The organism is Marinobacter sp. THAF197a (assembly GCF_009363275.1).
Lineage (GTDB): Bacteria > Pseudomonadota > Gammaproteobacteria > Pseudomonadales > Oleiphilaceae > Marinobacter.
Genome location: NZ_CP045324.1, coordinates 3,792,896 through 3,808,913, shown reverse-complemented (window position 1 = coordinate 3,808,913; position 16,018 = coordinate 3,792,896). Strand labels below are relative to the sequence as shown.

Below are 16,018 nucleotides of genomic sequence, written 5' to 3'. Positions count from 1 at the left end.
CCGCCCACAACAGGACAAGCTCAGAATGAATAATAAGGGGAACAGAATGGCACGGTTAACACGCAGGGATTTTCTGAAAGCCTCGGCCTTGGGGATGGGAGCAGTAGCTGTCTCAACCGGATTGGCGGGTTGTGTGTTCGACAGCAGCGATAAGCGCAGCGTTGAGTTTACCCATGGTGTCGCCAGTGGCGACCCGTTGCAGGATAGCGTCATACTCTGGACGCGCGCGGTGCCGGATAGGGGGACCTCGGTAGACGTGGGCTGGGAAATTGCCAGGGATGCCGAGTTTGATGAGATCGTACACTCCGGCACCGCCGAGGCCAGCGCAGAGCATGATTACACGGTGAAGGTGGATGCCCGGGGCCTATCCGATGGCCAGCGCTACTTCTACCGTTTCCGCTCCGCCAACAGCACATCGCCTGTTGGTACTACCCGAACACTCTCTGAGGGCAGCATTGATCAAGTGAAGCTGGCTGTTGTCTCATGCTCCAACTATCCAGCGGGCTATTTCAATGTCTATCGGGAGATTGCCACCCGACAGGATCTGGACGCCCTGGTTCATTTGGGAGACTACATCTACGAATACAGCAGTGAGGCCGACAGCTACGCAGCAGCAGATGCCGAGGCATTGGGGCGCACCTTCCCGGAGGCCAATAATCTGGAGTTGATTACTCTGCAGGATTACCGCCAACGCTACGGCATCTATCGCAAGGACGATGACCTTCAGGAATTGCACCGCGTTATGCCGTTCATCGTGGTATGGGACGACCATGAGGTCACCAACGACACCTGGCGCGAGGGTGCAGAGAACCACAACCCGGAGCTCGGCGAAGGTGATTTTGGGGAACGCAAAATAGCGGCCTTGCGGGCCTTCTTTGAGTGGATGCCGATCCGCCCGGTAATAGAGGGTAGTAACGAAACCATCTATCGGAGTTTCCGGTTTGGTGACCTGGTTGATCTGCATATGCTGGATACCCGCATTATTGGCCGTGACCAGCAGCTGGATTACATGAACTACCTCGGGGAGGGCGGCCTGGATGTAGATGCTTTCCGGGCGGCAGTAGGGGATCCGAACCGCACCCTTTTGGGCGCCGAACAGCTTTTGTGGTTGCAGTCGGCACTTGCGCAGGGGGCGGGTACCTGGCAGGTGCTTGGCCAGCAGGTGCTGATGGGGCGCATGAACCTGCCCGCGGAGCTGCTGATGGCCATTGCGACACAGAATCTGGAAAACCTGCCTGAATCACTGGCCGAACTGGCAACGCTGAAAGCCCGGGCGCTGCAGGGTGATCCCACACTTACCGAACAGGAGCTGGCGCGGCTTGAACTGGCAGCACCCTATAACCTGGATGCCTGGGATGGCTACCAGTACGAACGGGAAGTGGTTCTCGCCACCGCCCGCCAACTGGACAGGAACCTGGTCGTGCTGGCCGGTGATACCCACAACGCCTGGGCCAACAACCTCCGGGATATTGAAGGGCGACAGATAGGCGTGGAGTTTGCCACGGCCTCGGTGACCTCGCCTGGGCTGGAGGGGTATCTGGGGCTGCCGGCAGAGATGATTCCGCAAGCTGAGCAGGGCATCGCGTTACTGGTTGATGATCTGGAGAGCCTCAATATCAGCCAAAGAGGCTATATGCTGGTGACGTTTACCCCGACAGAGGCGCGTTCAGAATGGCATTTTCTGGATACCGTGAAAAGCCGGAGCTATGAGAGCCTCAGTCACGCCACGATCTCTCTGCGCACATTGCCTGGTTCCGAGGGGCGCCGCCTGGAGCAACCGGCAGGGTGATGTCACCAAGGGCCCGGGCAATGCCCGGGTCAGTTTAATCACGGTTGTCGCTCGCGCCCGAGGAAAGGCGGGCGATAATCCACTTCTCCAGCTCTACCACCAAGAGCAGAAAAATCCCGAACGTCAGGCTCAGTAACAGGTTAGTTGCACCGGGCCCCGTGGTGCCAAACAGCAACTGTAAGGGCGGCGCATAGGCAAAGGCGGCTTGCAAAATCACCAGAATGCCGATGGCGATCCAGATAGGACGACTGCCAAACAGGCCGCGCCAGTTGAGCACCGAGGAATACAGGTGGCGCACATTGAACAGGTAGAAAATCTGCCCGGCTACAAGCGTCATGATGGCTGCCGTACGGGCCAGTTCAAGGTCCGCTCCCAGGCCGGTGAGCCAGTAGAAATGACCGAAAGTGCCTGCCCACAGCAATAGCCCGACAAACGGTATGCGCCATAGAAACCCACCGGACATCAGGGCCTGGCGAGAACTGCGGGGAGGGCGCGCCATGGTGCCGGGTTCGGTGGGTTCAAAGGCCAGAGCCATGGCCAGCGTGACAGCCGTCACCATATTGACCCAGAGTACCTGAACCGGAGTCAGTGGTAATGGCATCGCAAGCAGGACCGCCATGAAAATGGTCAGTCCCTGGCCCGCGTTGGTCGGCAACAGGTAAAGAATGGCTTTGCGAATATTGTCGTAAACCGTTCTGCCTTGTTCCACGGCGCGGGCGATGGTGGCGAAGTTGTCATCGGCAAGCACCATCTCGGAGGCCTCTTTGGCAGCTTCGGTGCCTTTCTTGCCCATAGCTACACCGACATCGGCCTGTTTCAGCGCTGGTGCGTCGTTTACGCCATCACCGGTCATGGCCACGACATCTTCATGGGCCTGGAGCGCACGGACCAGCCGCAGTTTGTGCTCCGGACTGGTGCGGGCAAAAATGGTTACCCGGGAAACGGCTTCGACCAGTTCTTGCTCCGATAGGGCCTCAAGCTGCTGCCCCGTCATTGCCGGTTCCTCCCCGGCGATTCCGAGTTGGCGGCCGATAGCCTGCGCGGTGCCACTGTGGTCGCCGGTGATCATCACGACCCGGATTCCCGCTGCCTGACACTGTGACACCGCCTCAATGGCTTCCTGCCTTGGGGGATCCATGATGCCGTACAAGCCCAGCAGTACAAGGTCAGACTCGACTTCGTGCCATTCCAGATGAGTCAGGTCACCTGGCACTTTTCGGCAGGCCACCGCCAGAACTCGCTGGCCTTCATCGGCGATAGCCTGCATCCGATCATGCCAGTAATCGTTGTCCAGTGGCTCCGGTTCAGTGGTGCCCATTTGTGTGGAGCACCTTTCCAGAACTCGTTCGGGTGCGCCTTTAAGAAAGATCCAGTTTCCCGTTCCATGTTCGTCGTCCCTGTTCAGGGTGGCCATGAACTTATGCTCTGAGGCAAACGGTATTCGATCCAGTTGGTGCCAACGATGGTTCAGGTCGTCAGGGTTCAGCCCTGCCTTGCGCGCAACTGCCACCAGGGCGCCTTCTGTCGGCTCTCCATTGAGTATCCAGTCGCCGGCCTTTTCTGCAATTTCGGCATCATTACAAAGAAGTCCTGCCCGTAACATCTGGATCAAGGCTGGGTCGTCGTTTGGATCGAACGGCTTGCCGGATTCCTCAAATTTCCCGACGGGTTCGTAACCGACACCGCTGACGGTCAGGCTCCGGTGAGCCATTTCTACCGTCTCGACTTTCATCTCATTGCGGGTCAGCGTGCCGGTTTTGTCCGAGCAGATTGTGGTTACGGCACCGAGGGTTTCGACCGCGGGCAATCGTCGGATGATCGCGTTTCGGCGCGCCATTTCCTGCACGCCAATGGCAAGCGTGATGGTGAGGATAGCTGGCATCCCCTCTGGAATGGCCGCTACGGCCAGGCTGGCCGCCGCAAGGAACATCTCTGCGAGCTCGGTTTGGCGAACCCAGTAGCCGATAGCAAACGTCAGGGCTGATACCATCACGATCACAGCACTCAACCATCGTCCGAAGATGGCGACCTGGCGCAGCAAGGGTGTTGTGACAGCTTCTACCGACTCCATCAGCTCACTTATGCGGCCAATCTCTGTTTGCTGGCCGGTGCCCACCACAACGCCGTAGCCATTGCCGAAGGTGACCAGTGTGCTGGAGTAAGCCATATTCGCCCGATCCCCGAGGGGCAGTTTTTCCTCCAGTTCAGCCTCCTCTTTATCTGACGCTTCGGATTCGCCGGTCAGGGCTGCTTCTTCGATTCTCAGGTCGGCACTTTCGATCAGGCGAATGTCCGCCGGTACACGATCGCCGGCCTTGAGTCTGACAATGTCGCCAGGCACAAGCATTTCGGCGGCAACTTCCTGGCGCTTGCCGTCACGAATGACCTGGGCGGTCGGTGATAACATGTTACGAATGGCGCCGAGGGCGCGCTCGGCTTTGCCTTCCTGGAAGAAACCGACCAGAGCATTGATCAGAACGACACCGAGAATGACACCGGTATCCACCCAGTGCCCAAGCAAGGCTGTTCCGACCGCAGCCAGAATCAGGATGTAGATCAGAATGTTGTGAAACTGACGTAAGAAGCGGATGAGTGGGCCAGGGCCATCGACCGCAGGCAGCCGGTTATAGCCATAACTGGCAAGGCGTTGGCTGGCCTCGGACTCCGCAAGGCCGCGATGATCGGTTTCAAGGGCGATCAGGGCCTCTTCAGGCCCGATGCTATGCCAGGGACGATTCAAGTCAGTGGTGTGGCCTGGTGCTCCTACCGATGATGGCTGAGTCGGAACATCGCTCATGTGGGGTCCCTCCGGCGAGATTTTCTTGATTATGCCAAACTCTGCACTGCATCAAATGGGAAATCAGCGCCTCTTGTGGGAATTTGCGCCAGGGATCTAGCCCCCGGGGGGCTCAAGGCAAGCCCCGGGTTATCACTGAAGGATCTCCGCGACCTTCCACGGCTGCCAGCTCTGCGCTGGACAGCCACTCGCCCGGTGGTTTGTCCATGACGTCGGCACAGGCCGCCAGGGCGTGGCCCCAGGAACACTGGTTGGCGAACAGCATGCCGGCTTCGTTCAGGGTGCCACCGCGGTTGATGTATCCCAATACCCGTGAATGGGCGGGCTGGGGGAACAGAGTGTGCAGGTGTCCCCGGAATACTTCCGGGCGCATATGGGTTAGTGCCACTCGCCGCTGCATCCGGTGCGGGAACAGCCGTTCCCGCTCGAACTCTGTCAGGCAGGCGGCCGCTTCAAGGGGGTCCCGGGGCTGGCGGAACCGCCCCGGTTCCTGCAGGTAGACCAGGCGGAACGGCGTTCCGGTTTCCCGCAAACGTTCGCAGGCGCGAATGGCCTCTGACAGTTGATAGGCACCATTGGCAATCAGCAGCAGGGGCTCCTCACCGGCGGAGGTGTCTTCGTCGACCACCAGGGCGCCGTGCCTGGCCAGGCGTTCAGCCTCGTTGGCATTGAACACACAGGGCCGGTCGCGCTTCGGGATAACCATGCAGCTGATTCTTCCGCGTTCGGTGAATACCGACGGCAGAACCGCGAGGGCGCTGTTGTAGTCGGCAGGGAAAAGCACCCGGGATACATCGCTCATTTCACCCAGCATGGCCTCGCAGAATGTGGTGTCCTGATGGGACTGCTCGTTCTTGCCGTTTTCCCAGGTGTGGGAGGTGGCTATGATCGGGAAGCCAAGCCAGCGGGCGGGCCTGCCCACCTCTTTCTGGTGCCTGGCAAAGATCAGCTCCTGTCGCACCGCACCGAGCATTTTTACGCAGAAGGCCTCATAACTGGCGACCAGATTCAGGCCTGCCTTGTTCCCCAGGCAGGCGGAGACCACCGCCTCTTCGTTGAGGGCAGTGATGATATGGCCGTGAATGGATTCGTCATCGCTTTCCGGATCGTTTACCCGATGCCTGAGGTCCTTGAGAACACCCGTCAGCCGGTTACTTGCCAGTTCATCCGGATTGCCTACTCTGGGCCGAAGATCCGGATTGCTCTTGGTCAGTGCCCGGAAGAAGGCGTCTACTGCCGTCATCGGTGATGACTTGTCCTGACTGTAAGGCAATACCGGAACCTGGGGTTCGCGTGGGTTGCGCAGTGCCAGGGGGTGATCCCGCTCAAGGGGGCGCTGTTGCTGGCGGTGCTCATTAAGTGCTGCGACGGCCCATTCAAGTTCTTCCGGTGACACCCACAGAGGCTGGATGTGCTCGTTGAACAGGTCCCGGGCCCGCGTGTCCAGCCGTGGGTTGCCCGGCAGGGGCAGGTTGTGGGCGGAATTCTGGCCGGCACCGTAGAACCCGAAACCCTTGGTGGTTTCGGCGATACCGTAGGGAATACGGACAGGGTAGCTGGCTTCACCCCGGCTGGCGGCGTCGCCGTGGGCGGCCAGTGTCCGTTCCATATCGAATAAAGTGCAGACGAACGCCGCCGGATCTTTGCCATCGAAACGTACTGGCTCAAATCCGTGTGCTTCAAGCAGTTCGGCGAAGCGCTCCAGCCCTTCCCGGGTGCCCAGCTCGGTGCGCTGTTCAATTCTTCGGCCATTGGCAATCATGATCGGCAGAACCTGCCCGCAATCGTCTGCCCGCCACCAGCGCGGAATCCAGTCGCTGCCTCTCTGTTCCTCGGCGGCGCCATCCGAGAGGAAGGCCACCAGCGATTCGCCCGGCAGCGGCATGTGGGCGTACTGCAGTTCGGCAAAGCCCAGGTAGCCGCCCTCCAGGATGCCCCCGGCGGTATGCGGATTGACGTGGCTGCCGAGGGGGGAGGCCATGGCACCGTCGGGCTTCTGGCGGTAGCTGTAGAAGTCAGCGGCAAGCCGCGACAAACCTTCAGGTGCCAGGTAGCGCGCCCGCTGTTCCGGATGCAGGTTGCCCGTCAACACGTTGAGGGCGTCGACGGCGGCAACGCAATGGCCCTGGCCCATCAGCCAGCTCCGGGTTTGCCCGGTCAGGTTGTTCAAGGCCAGATAAGCGGCGTAGGCCGGCACCATATTGAGGGCGCCACCGGTATGGCCCTCAGGTGATGCTTTGAAATCCTGGGCAGCCAATGGCGCCCCGGAAATGTCTACCCGGTTGCAGTAGGTCATGTGCACCACCAACCAGAGCCCTGCGCTGGTTAGCCGGTCGAGGTACGCTAGTTTCTGGTAGACGGTATCGGTATCGGGCTGGAGGCCATCCGCCACCAGTTTTCGGGCCAGGACCTGAACCCTGGCTTCGGTGTCTTCCGAGTGGCGGATAACACCATAGCCCTGCTGCCAGCGTTGGTAGGCTGCACTGTTGCATGCAGCAGCCGGCGATGGAGCTTGTACGTTGGGCGATGGCATGGTGCGGCCTCCATGGCTTTCGAGCTTGAGAGTGTGAAAGAAGTGTAAAACGCCCGGCCCGGGGAGCCCTTGATTCAGGTCAGTCGTAATTGCATCTTTTCGGAAGCGTCACAAAGCCGCGACCGATGGGTTGGGTTATCGGTAGAAACGTTATAGGATGTTTTTTCCAAACTTGTCCTGAAAGGAATCAGACAATGAGTAAAGCTATTGTGCTGTTGGGAGATCTTGGTTCAGACCATCAGGGTTTCCCGCCCACCCCGGTTCTCGCCGGTTCTCCCGATGTACTCGTGGATGGCAAGCCAGTTGCCCGTCTGGGCGACCCCCTTGCGCCCCATTCCAAGCCCAAGCACTCCAGCCACCCCAGAGTGATTGCAGAAGGGTCACCTTCGGTAATGATCAATGGCAAGCCGGCTGCCATCACTGGCAGCGCTGTATCCTGCGGCGGGGTGACGATCGGTAGCGGCTCTGTTGTTATCGGGGGCTGACCAGCGCTGCTCTGACCCTTTCGGGTCGTGCCCAGTAGTAACCCTGGCCGTGCAGGCCGGGGAACTGCTGCAGCCACAGGGCGATGGCTTCATCCTCTACCCCTTCAACAACCACATCAAGGTCCAGTGCCTCGCCTAGCTCCAGGGCTGCCCGCAGAATTTTCTGGCGGACCGGGTAGAGCAGTACGTCTTGCAGGAAACTGCGGTCAATCTTCAGTTCATCCAGCGGGAAGCTGGCCAGGTTGCCCAGGGATGAGTGCCCGGAACCAAAGTCGTCCAGAGCAATGCGGAACCCCATGCTGCTCAGGGTCCGGATGGCGCGCCGGGCAACTTCCGGGTCGGCCATGGCGGCGGTTTCTGTGATTTCCAGAATGACCCGGTCCGGGCTGACCCCGTGCCGGCGGGTGATGGCGCCGGCTTCCTCATGGAACAATGGATGGGCAACGTCTTTGGCAGAGATGTTGACGGCAACACCGATGCTTTCCCCGTAGCGCTGCTGCAATGGGGCAAAATCCTGGCAGGCCTGGTCCAGTACCCACAAGGTCACGGAATGGATGATGCCCACCTGTTCGGCCAGGGGAATCCAGTGATCCGGGGGAATCCGGCCAAATTCCGGATGCTGCCAGCGAATCAGCGCCTCGGTTGAGCGCACCTTGCCATCCCGAATGCTCACCTTGGGCTGGTATTCCAGCCACATGTCGCCGCAGCGCAGGGCATCTTCAACATCCAGCATCAGGATTTGCTGTTGGTACTGCCAGTCGGCAATGGCTGGGTCGTAGATCGCCATCGGGCGGGTTTCATCCAGTGATGCAAAGCCAGCGGAGGAGAGCACACTGGCGGCATCAGTGCCATGCTCGGGAGCGTAGGCAACCCCCATCGATGCCGCCCAGGAGAACGAAAATCGCCCCTCACGGAAGTTCTCTGACAGCCAGTGACTGACGGTCTCCAGTAATTCGCGGTCCTGTGCCGGGTCACTGCCGCGAACCATGGCGAAGGCATGGTTGACGGTGTCGAGTGTGGCGATGCCGTAGCCATTGATCATGATCAGCCGATCACCGAGAGTGCGTTTGAGGTAGCGGTTCAAACGACGCAGGTATTGTTTGAGCAGGTCTTCGGCTGTCCGGTAGCCCAGGGCCTGTTCCAGTTCGTTGAACCGCGCCAGGCGGATCAGACACAACGTGTAGGGGGTTTGCTGACAGTCGATGTTGCCCAGGGTTTCTTCCAGCATCGGCCGGTTCGGTTTGCCGGTAACCCGGTGGGTTTTCAGTACCCGGTCATAATCCCGCTCGATGCGGGCGCGCAGTTTCTGTTCCTCCTGCACCCGAATATCCGAACTCAGGCGACGCTTACGCTCTTCCAGCAGCAGACGGCCAACACCGCTGGTCAGTATCAGCGATCCGGCGGCTGCCCCCAAAAAGAAGGCGGAGTCGGTCAGCGGTGTGACCGGGAACCAGCCGATGGTCCGCAGTGAACTAATGGCGGCACCCAGGACAATGGCAAGCACCGACAGTGCGTAATAGCGGGCGTAAACGTGTTTGCGAAGCTGGCTGAGGACCAGGGCCAGGATGAAGGCGCCACCGGCGGCGCTGATGATCAGAAAAACGTCCTGTCCGAGTAATGGCAGTGGTAAAGGGGCGGCCAGCAAATGCAGCCCGGCAGCCATGCTGAAGCCCCGGAGAATTCGGCGGCCCGTGCGGTGGATGGCCATGAAATGGGGGGTGAATTCGCACAGCGCGATCAGGCACAGCGACAGGCTGACGGAGAGCAGTGAGTTGAGCTCTGGCATGCCTGGCCAGAATAACCATAGCCCGAGGCCATCCATAACCAGCTGGCTGTAAATTACGCCGATCATCAGCACACTGAGCCAGGCAAGCCCGGGGCGTTTCAGCTTGGCGACGATGCTTAGGTTGAGTAAAAGGGCGAACACCAGTAATCCGGTAACAAACGATTTCCACGCGGTGCTGAAGGTACCTTCGCTGACGACCTCATTGCCTCCTGCAACAGACAGCGGCAACATCACCGGGCCGCTGTTCCTTACCTCCATCAGCAACACGGTTTCGCCGGGCTGAAGAGTGACTGGCCAGATCCACTGGGGCAGCGCCACATAGCGGTTGTCAAACGGGTATTGGTCACCCATCACCGGGAGCGTCTCGATGGTACCGTCCGGATGAATCAGAGCCGGCTGGAGGTGGTCCAGATAGGGAGCCGGTACCACCAGTTGGCTGTCGACCGGTTCTTGTCCCTCGGTTGTCAGTGTCATCCGGAAAGTGGCGGGCATTCTCGGATAGCCGATGCCGGCACGGTCCTTTGACAGTGGTTCCCAGTCCCCGGAATGCCAGCGTTGCTGTTCAAGTACCTCGGCCAGTGGGGCGAGCAGGTAGTGGGACTGCGGGTGCAACCTGACTGGAGAAGCACTGCCAATGGTTGCCGTCAGGGTCTGGTCGGGGGCGGCGGAAGGTGTATTGAGGAGCGCAGCGGTTAGGCCGTAGCCGGCGGCCAGAAACAGGATGAGGAAGGGGAGCCAGCGATTCAGTGATTGCAAAAAAGGCAGCCTGGTCAGCGGGGGGCGGCTGGTCTGGTTTGCGGGTTCGGAATCCATTCGGTGAACATCCTGGCAACGTGGTCGGCTGAAGATTACCTAAAATTACAACCGTTAACGCGTTGTAACAATATGAATTTCAACAAATTTTAATGTATTTGATCGTATTTTGCATTTGCTGTTTAAAACGCATGATTAAAATGAGACCTGCGCAACAGATGGTTGGCGCTGGTATAGTAGGCGTTTCGGCGAGGCGACAGGATAAGGTTCGGGAGTGCAACGCAGTATGATTTTCATCAAGCGGTTATTCATCATGCCGGTGCTGCTGGCGGTCACGTTGTTGTCGGCAAACCCGGTACTGGCGAGCAGTCAGGGAATGCCGGCACTGGCATCGGTCAATGCCGCCGCCGCGGTTGCTGGAGACGACGCGCTGCTGTTTGGCAAGAATGCCGATCGGCCGGTTCCGATTGCGTCAATCACCAAGCTGATGACTGCCCTGGTGGTTGTGGAATCCGGCCAGGACATGAATGAATGGCTGACCTTCGAAGAGCGCCACGTGCCTGCAGCGGCAAATGCCTGGACCCGTATTCGCGTGGGCTCGCGATTGAAGCGGAGTGACGTGCTGAGAATTGCCCTGATGTCGTCAGAGAATTTTGCCGCCTACACCCTGGCGCGATCCTATCCCAATGGTTTCGATGGCTTTGTCGCGGCGATGAACGCCAAGGCAGTCGAACTGGGTATGGATAACACCCGGTTTGTTGATCCTACCGGGCTGTCTGTCGAGAATGTGTCCAGCGCCTCTGATCTGGTACGGCTTGCCAATGCGGCACTGGCGCATCCACTGATTGGCGAATACTCGACCACTGGCTATTACCGTGCTGAATTCAGGGGGCCCAGGTACAGCCTGTCGTTTGGTAACACCAACGCCTTGGTGCATCGTCAAAGCTGGGGAGTAGGGCTGAGCAAGACGGGCTACCTGACGGAGGCTGGCCGGTGCCTGATCATGGTGTCCGAAATGGACAGCAAGCCGGTGATTACGGTGCTGCTGGATTCGTTGGGCACCCGATCGCCGATGGGCGATGCCGGCCGAATCAAACGTTGGCTGGCGAGTGGCGACCCCGGGTCTGTGGCGGCTGCGGCAAAACGCTACGAGCAGGAGAAAAACGCGGCCTGGACGGCGACCGAGGGAAGCCAGACCGCGCGTATCAACCAATAACAGGTTTCAGCTGACGATGATCCAGATACTGACGACCGGCGGCACCATCGACAAGGTGTACTTTGATGCCAACAGCAAGTTTGAAATTGGTGAGAGCCTGCTCCCGGAGTTGCTCCGGGAGTCCAATATCCACGATGGCTACATCATCCGCGAGCTGATGCGCAAGGACAGCCTGGAACTCACTGACGATGACCGGGCGACCATTCTGGAGGCTGTTCGTACCTCGGACTGTTCCAGAATCCTGATTACCCATGGTACCGATACCATGGCCCAAACCGCCCAGGTGCTGAAGCCGCTGGCGGATCGCACCATTGTGCTGACCGGTGCCATGCAGCCCGCCCGTATGCGCCGCAGCGATGCCACCTTCAACATCGGTTTTGCCTGGGCGGCGGCACAGCTTCTGCCACCGGGTGTCTATATTGCCATGAACGGTGAAGTCTTTGAGGCGGGCGCGGTGCGCAAAAACCTGGAAGCCCAGAAGTTCGAGCGTATTGCCACTGACTAATCGGGCTCTGCCACGGACTGGATTTCCTGCGCGGTCAATGAGCGGTAGTGCCCGGGCGCCAGGGCCGGGTCGAGAACGATATCGCCAATGCTCTGCCGGTGCAGTGCCTTTACGTGGTTGCCCACCGCGGCCAGCATGCGCTTTACCTGATGGTACTTGCCTTCGCGGATGATCAGTTCGATCTCGGTTGCCGAGTGTTGCAGCACCTGGGCGGGTAGCGTCGGTTTTTGCTCGCCCTTCAGTTCAATACCTTGCTCAAGTGCCTGGCAGGCATGTTCGTCCAGCGGTTCGGCCAGGGTGACCCGGTAGGTTTTCGGGCAAGCCCGGCGTGGTGACGTTATCTGATGAGACCATTGGCCGTCGCTGGTCAGAAGTAGCAATCCGGTGGTGTCTTTGTCGAGCCGGCCAGCGATATGAACCTGTCGGGCCAGTTCAGGTGGCAGAAGATCAACAGCGGTAGGCTGGTTGCTGTCGTTGGTGGCACTGATAACCCCGGCCGGCTTGTTCATCATCAGGTACAGGCCACCGGGCAGGGCCAGCGCCTGGTTGTCCAATGTCACCTTTGCGTGCTCCGGAACCTGGCTGTTGGCACCCTTGGTCATTTTACCATCCACCTGCACTCGCCCAGCGGAAATTGCTCGCTTGCTGTCCTTGCGGGAAAGCCCGCTGCTGTTGGCGACAAACTGATCCAGGCGCATCAGCAACCGTGTCCTTGCGGAGGTGCAGACAGGGTTGCCAGGCACAGCACCGGCGTTCGTCCTGTCAGTCTTGACCAGAGCAGCGGCAGGGCGTCCCGGTTAACCGATGGCCGCGGCAGCCGGCCGCTGGGGATGGGAGTAACACCCGATTCGGAGGTCTCCGCCAGAATGAAGGTAAAGGGGTGAGCACCGGGAATGCCCAGGCGAATGTCTGTGGCGGTGATCTGGTTGCCGGCTAGCCGGTAGTCCAGAAAGCCTCGGGTAAACCATTCAAGACGTCGGGCCTCCGGCAAGGAGGCAACCGATTGCGCCAGATCGGGCCGGCGGGGGAAATGCTCCAGATTCAGTTCATCGCTGCCATCGAGAAACCCGGTTACTATTTCAACCCTGTGTTCGTCAGTGATGGCAGTTACCCGCCATAAAATCGTGTTGAATGGCATCGGCTGAACCAGCAAGGATGCCTCGTTCATACCGACCTCCGCCAGAGCGGGTTGAACCCTGTCGGTGATCCACTGCTGGGCAACCAGGGTCCAGCCCAGGTACAGGGTCGATAGCACCAGGCCGCTGGCAACGGCATTGGTTGCCGGGGGGCGAATCAGGAACACCAGACAACCCGCCAACAAGGGCAGGGTATACAAAGGGTCAATGATAAAAATGCTGTTGAGGGCAACCGGGTCTCCCAGGGGCCAGAACAATTGGGTGCCATAGGTGGTAAAGGCATCCAGCAGCGGGTGAGTGACCAGAATCAAACCTGCCAGGGCCAGCCACCGTTGATAGGAAAGCTGCGGTTTCCAGCGCCACAAGCCCCAGGCAATCAGAAACGACAGCGGGATAAGGATAAACAGGGAATGGCTGAAGCCCCGGTGCTGGGTGAAATTGGCCACAGCGCTGCCGTAGTCGATGACCACGTCCAGGTCAGGCAGGGTGCCCAGCAGTGCGCCGGTGAGCAGGGCAGAGCGACCGAGTGTCTTGCCGGCAACCGCACCGGCAATGGAGGCGCCGAGAGCGGCTTGGGTAATGGAATCCATGAATCTCCGCGACAATATCGTGAGGGATATGGCAGATATTATGCGCTGATTCCGGAATCAGATCACTGGTTGGGAGGAAAGACACCGGCGGGCAGGCCGCCGGTGTGGGAGCATCAGACTTTACGGCGACGGGCCAGGCCAAGACCAGCCAGACCAAGGCCGAGTAAGGCGAGGGTGCCGGGCTCTGGCACGGAGCGAACGTTCAGTTTCGCCAGCAGGTTAACCGAGGTAGCCTTGCCTTCTGCGGTATAAATCTCATCAACGCCACCCTCAAAGCCCAGCAGGGTCAGCGAGTAGATGCTGGAGCCGAACTGGAACTCTGAACTTTCAATCATGTTGTCCAGGCGCACAATGTCATCAACGTCTTTGGTTGAACAACCGAAGATAAAGGACAGTGGGCCACAATAGACATTGGGCGTTTCGTTATGGGAAAACTGGAACGTATAGGGGCCAGTGACAGTGCCGTTATCCGGGGTTGTCGAGAAGGTTGCGTAAACATCCAGATCTACGGCAGTGATGCTGTCGCCGGTAATCCGGTTGTTGAAGTGGGTGAAGCTGCCAAGAACAAACGGGTCGCTGGAAGTAATGGTTTCAGGCAGGTTGGTGGCACCCTCAAACCCATACCCGCTTTGCGGCCCTTGTGAACATTCTTTCCACCAAAGTTTGCCGGAACAGGTAACCAGACCTTCACCCCAGCGCAAATTATCAGTTCCCACGCCCTGGATATTGCTGCCGCCAGTGGGGCTTCCCCAGGCACCGGTTACGTTTTCCAGGTCAACCGGGAATGCTGCTGCTGTCGCCGCAAAGCCCATGGCTGCAGTTGCAACGAGTCCTTTCATCAATGTGTTCATGATCTTCACCTTGTTACCAGCTAATCAGTTTCTCCCGTTGGCTCCGGGAATCGCTGGAACATGTAGCCAGATCTGTGCCAGATGTATAACTGGCTGTTAATAAAGGATTAGTAGTCTGGCTAATGAAGAGTGTGTAAAAAAAGCCGACGCAATGGGCGTCAGCTTCCACTGGTCATGTTCAGTTTCTCGAGCAGGAGTTCCGACGGCATGCCGTCGGCAATCAGGCCCTGGGATTTCTGGAACTCGCGAATGGCCTTGCGGGTGTTTGAGCCGAGGATGCCATCAGGGTTACCGCTGGCAAAGCCCTTGGTGTTGAGGTTCTCCTGAAGCTGGATGATCTGGTCACGGGACAGGGTGGGCTGATCTTCCGGCGGCGGATTCTGAAGCCCGCCGGCGCCAGCAATTCGATCGGCCAGGTGGCCAACGGAAACGGCATAGAACTCCGAACGGTTCCAGCCCATGATGACCCGGAAGTTGCTGTAAACCAGGAACGCCGGGCCCCGATGGCCGCTGGGCACCACCAGTGCCGCCTCAATCGGTTCGCTTGCCAGGGCGTTGCCAAAGGCATCGGTGATGCCCATGCCACGCCATTCAGCCAATGGTAAGCGGCGGCCATCGGACAGGCTGAAGTCAAAGTTGGCTGGCAGAAGGACTTCCCGGCCCCAGCGATACTCGCCGTCCCAGCCCATGGACTGGAGGAACTTACCCGCAGACATCATGGCGTCCGGCAGGCTGTTCCATAGGTCCCGGCGGCCGTCGCCATCGGCATCGACCGCATGTTGCAGGAACACGGTGGGCATGAACTGGACGTGGCCCATGGCGCCGGCCCATGAGCCTTCCATCTGCTCCGCGGGAATGGCCCCTTCGTCAATGATCTTCAGGGCCGCAACGAACTGCTCGGTGAAAAATGTGCTGCGACGCTGGTCGCAGGCCAGGGTTGCCAGCGAGCTGGGCACCGGCATCTTGCCGAAGTAGCTGCCATAGTTGGTCTCAAGACCCCAGAACGCCAGCAGGTAGGGCGCCGGAACTCCGGTTTCCCGGGTAACCCGGTCGAGCAGATCCCGATGCGTTTCGAGTAACTCCCGGCCTTTGGTAATACGGGACTCATTCACGCGGCGGTTGAAGTAATCGGCAAACGTGGTGGTGAACTCCGGTTGCCGACGGTCGAGCTCAATCACCCGCTCAATATAGTTAACGTTGGCCAGAACGTTCCGGGCGGTAGCCTCGCTGACGCCGGCACCGACGGCCTTGGCCTCGAGGGTTTGTTTGCACTCGGCAAATTGCTCGTCGGTCATAACCGGTATGCTCTGGCCCTGAGCGCCAAAGGCCAGGGCCGACAGTGACAGGGCAGCCAGGGTACGGCGGATGTTCGGCCGTGTAATCAGATGAGCCACAGTAAACCTCTCGGGACGAAGGTAAGCGATCGATGTCGCCATGTTAGCCTGTTTTCCAGCCGGGAAAACACTGCCTGAGGGCCAGGTGTGTGACAATTCTTTAATGCCTGATGGCATCTGTCGTGTTTGTCGTCTTTTTGTTGCGGGTGGGTCACGCTGAGCCCGTGATGTTCTATAGTTTAC

At 59.2% G+C, this 16,018-nt stretch carries 11 protein-coding genes; 4 read left to right on the top strand and 7 right to left on the bottom strand.

Annotated elements, in window-relative coordinates; translation table 11 throughout:
* Positions 1-46 precede the first annotated feature (46 nt).
* Positions 47-1,789 carry an alkaline phosphatase D family protein gene (locus tag FIV08_RS17660; protein WP_152439281.1) on the top strand — a complete coding sequence of 581 codons (1,743 nt, stop codon included), beginning with the start codon at positions 47-49 and terminating at the stop codon, positions 1,787-1,789.
* A gap of 34 nt (positions 1,790-1,823) precedes the next feature.
* On the opposite strand, the gene FIV08_RS17655 is transcribed toward FIV08_RS17660, so the two are convergent.
* Both FIV08_RS17655 and FIV08_RS17650 read right to left on the bottom strand, forming a co-directional pair.
* Positions 1,824-4,586 carry a cation-transporting P-type ATPase gene (locus FIV08_RS17655; RefSeq protein ID WP_152439280.1) on the bottom strand — a complete coding sequence of 921 codons (2,763 nt, stop codon included), beginning with the start codon at positions 4,584-4,586 and terminating at the stop codon, positions 1,824-1,826.
* A 112-nt stretch (positions 4,587-4,698) separates the two neighbouring features.
* A complete protein-coding gene (locus FIV08_RS17650) occupies positions 4,699-7,119 on the bottom strand; it encodes a xylulose 5-phosphate 3-epimerase (RefSeq protein WP_152439279.1) in 2,421 nt (806 codons plus the stop codon).
* Between the two features lie 194 nt (positions 7,120-7,313).
* Between FIV08_RS17650 and FIV08_RS17645 the strand changes: the two genes are divergently transcribed.
* Positions 7,314-7,604, top strand: coding sequence for a type VI secretion system PAAR protein (locus FIV08_RS17645; RefSeq protein WP_152439278.1), 291 nt, complete (start codon positions 7,314-7,316; stop codon positions 7,602-7,604).
* Here the strand turns inward: FIV08_RS17645 and FIV08_RS17640 are convergent.
* A complete protein-coding gene (locus FIV08_RS17640) occupies positions 7,591-10,203 on the bottom strand; it encodes an EAL domain-containing protein (protein WP_152439277.1) in 2,613 nt (870 codons plus the stop codon). The genes FIV08_RS17645 and FIV08_RS17640 overlap by 14 nt on opposite strands.
* 226 nt (positions 10,204-10,429) lie before the next feature.
* Between FIV08_RS17640 and pbpG the strand changes: the two genes are divergently transcribed.
* Together pbpG and FIV08_RS17630 are read left to right on the top strand one after the other, a co-directional pair.
* Positions 10,430-11,359, top strand: a complete 930-nt coding sequence (pbpG, locus tag FIV08_RS17635; protein WP_228715450.1) for a D-alanyl-D-alanine endopeptidase — start codon at positions 10,430-10,432, stop codon at positions 11,357-11,359.
* A gap of 16 nt (positions 11,360-11,375) precedes the next feature.
* Positions 11,376-11,864 (top strand): asparaginase domain-containing protein, encoded by a 489-nt coding sequence (locus tag FIV08_RS17630; RefSeq protein WP_138435934.1) that lies wholly within the window; start codon positions 11,376-11,378, stop codon positions 11,862-11,864.
* Here the strand turns inward: FIV08_RS17630 and FIV08_RS17625 are convergent.
* From FIV08_RS17625 to FIV08_RS17610, 4 genes are all read right to left on the bottom strand, one after another.
* A complete protein-coding gene (locus tag FIV08_RS17625) occupies positions 11,861-12,562 on the bottom strand; it encodes a pseudouridine synthase (protein ID WP_152439276.1) in 702 nt (233 codons plus the stop codon). The genes FIV08_RS17630 and FIV08_RS17625 overlap by 4 nt on opposite strands.
* Positions 12,562-13,590, bottom strand: a complete 1,029-nt coding sequence (locus FIV08_RS17620; protein ID WP_152439275.1) for a metal-dependent hydrolase — start codon at positions 13,588-13,590, stop codon at positions 12,562-12,564. The genes FIV08_RS17625 and FIV08_RS17620 overlap by 1 nt, the downstream gene beginning before the upstream one ends.
* A gap of 113 nt (positions 13,591-13,703) precedes the next feature.
* Positions 13,704-14,441 carry a THxN family PEP-CTERM protein gene (locus tag FIV08_RS17615; protein WP_152439274.1) on the bottom strand — a complete coding sequence of 246 codons (738 nt, stop codon included), beginning with the start codon at positions 14,439-14,441 and terminating at the stop codon, positions 13,704-13,706.
* A 158-nt stretch (positions 14,442-14,599) separates the two neighbouring features.
* Positions 14,600-15,736, bottom strand: coding sequence for a lytic murein transglycosylase (locus tag FIV08_RS17610; protein WP_416376925.1), 1,137 nt, complete (start codon positions 15,734-15,736; stop codon positions 14,600-14,602).
* Positions 15,737-16,018 lie beyond the last annotated feature (282 nt).

Bases quoted from the DNA above. Each gene is read 5' to 3' on its own strand.
- FIV08_RS17660 (WP_152439281.1), top strand. From the start codon at position 47: ATGGCACGGTTAACACGCAGGGATTTTCTGAAAGCCTCGGCCTTGGGG.
- FIV08_RS17655 (WP_152439280.1), bottom strand. From the start codon at position 4,586: ATGAGCGATGTTCCGACTCAGCCATCATCGGTAGGAGCACCAGGCCAC.
- FIV08_RS17650 (WP_152439279.1), bottom strand. From the start codon at position 7,119: ATGCCATCGCCCAACGTACAAGCTCCATCGCCGGCTGCTGCATGCAAC.
- FIV08_RS17645 (WP_152439278.1), top strand. From the start codon at position 7,314: ATGAGTAAAGCTATTGTGCTGTTGGGAGATCTTGGTTCAGACCATCAG.
- FIV08_RS17640 (WP_152439277.1), bottom strand. From the start codon at position 10,203: ATGGATTCCGAACCCGCAAACCAGACCAGCCGCCCCCCGCTGACCAGG.
- pbpG (WP_228715450.1), top strand. From the start codon at position 10,430: ATGATTTTCATCAAGCGGTTATTCATCATGCCGGTGCTGCTGGCGGTC.
- FIV08_RS17630 (WP_138435934.1), top strand. From the start codon at position 11,376: ATGATCCAGATACTGACGACCGGCGGCACCATCGACAAGGTGTACTTT.
- FIV08_RS17625 (WP_152439276.1), bottom strand. From the start codon at position 12,562: ATGCGCCTGGATCAGTTTGTCGCCAACAGCAGCGGGCTTTCCCGCAAG.
- FIV08_RS17620 (WP_152439275.1), bottom strand. From the start codon at position 13,590: ATGGATTCCATTACCCAAGCCGCTCTCGGCGCCTCCATTGCCGGTGCG.
- FIV08_RS17615 (WP_152439274.1), bottom strand. From the start codon at position 14,441: ATGAACACATTGATGAAAGGACTCGTTGCAACTGCAGCCATGGGCTTT.
- FIV08_RS17610 (WP_416376925.1), bottom strand. From the start codon at position 15,736: ATGACCGACGAGCAATTTGCCGAGTGCAAACAAACCCTCGAGGCCAAG.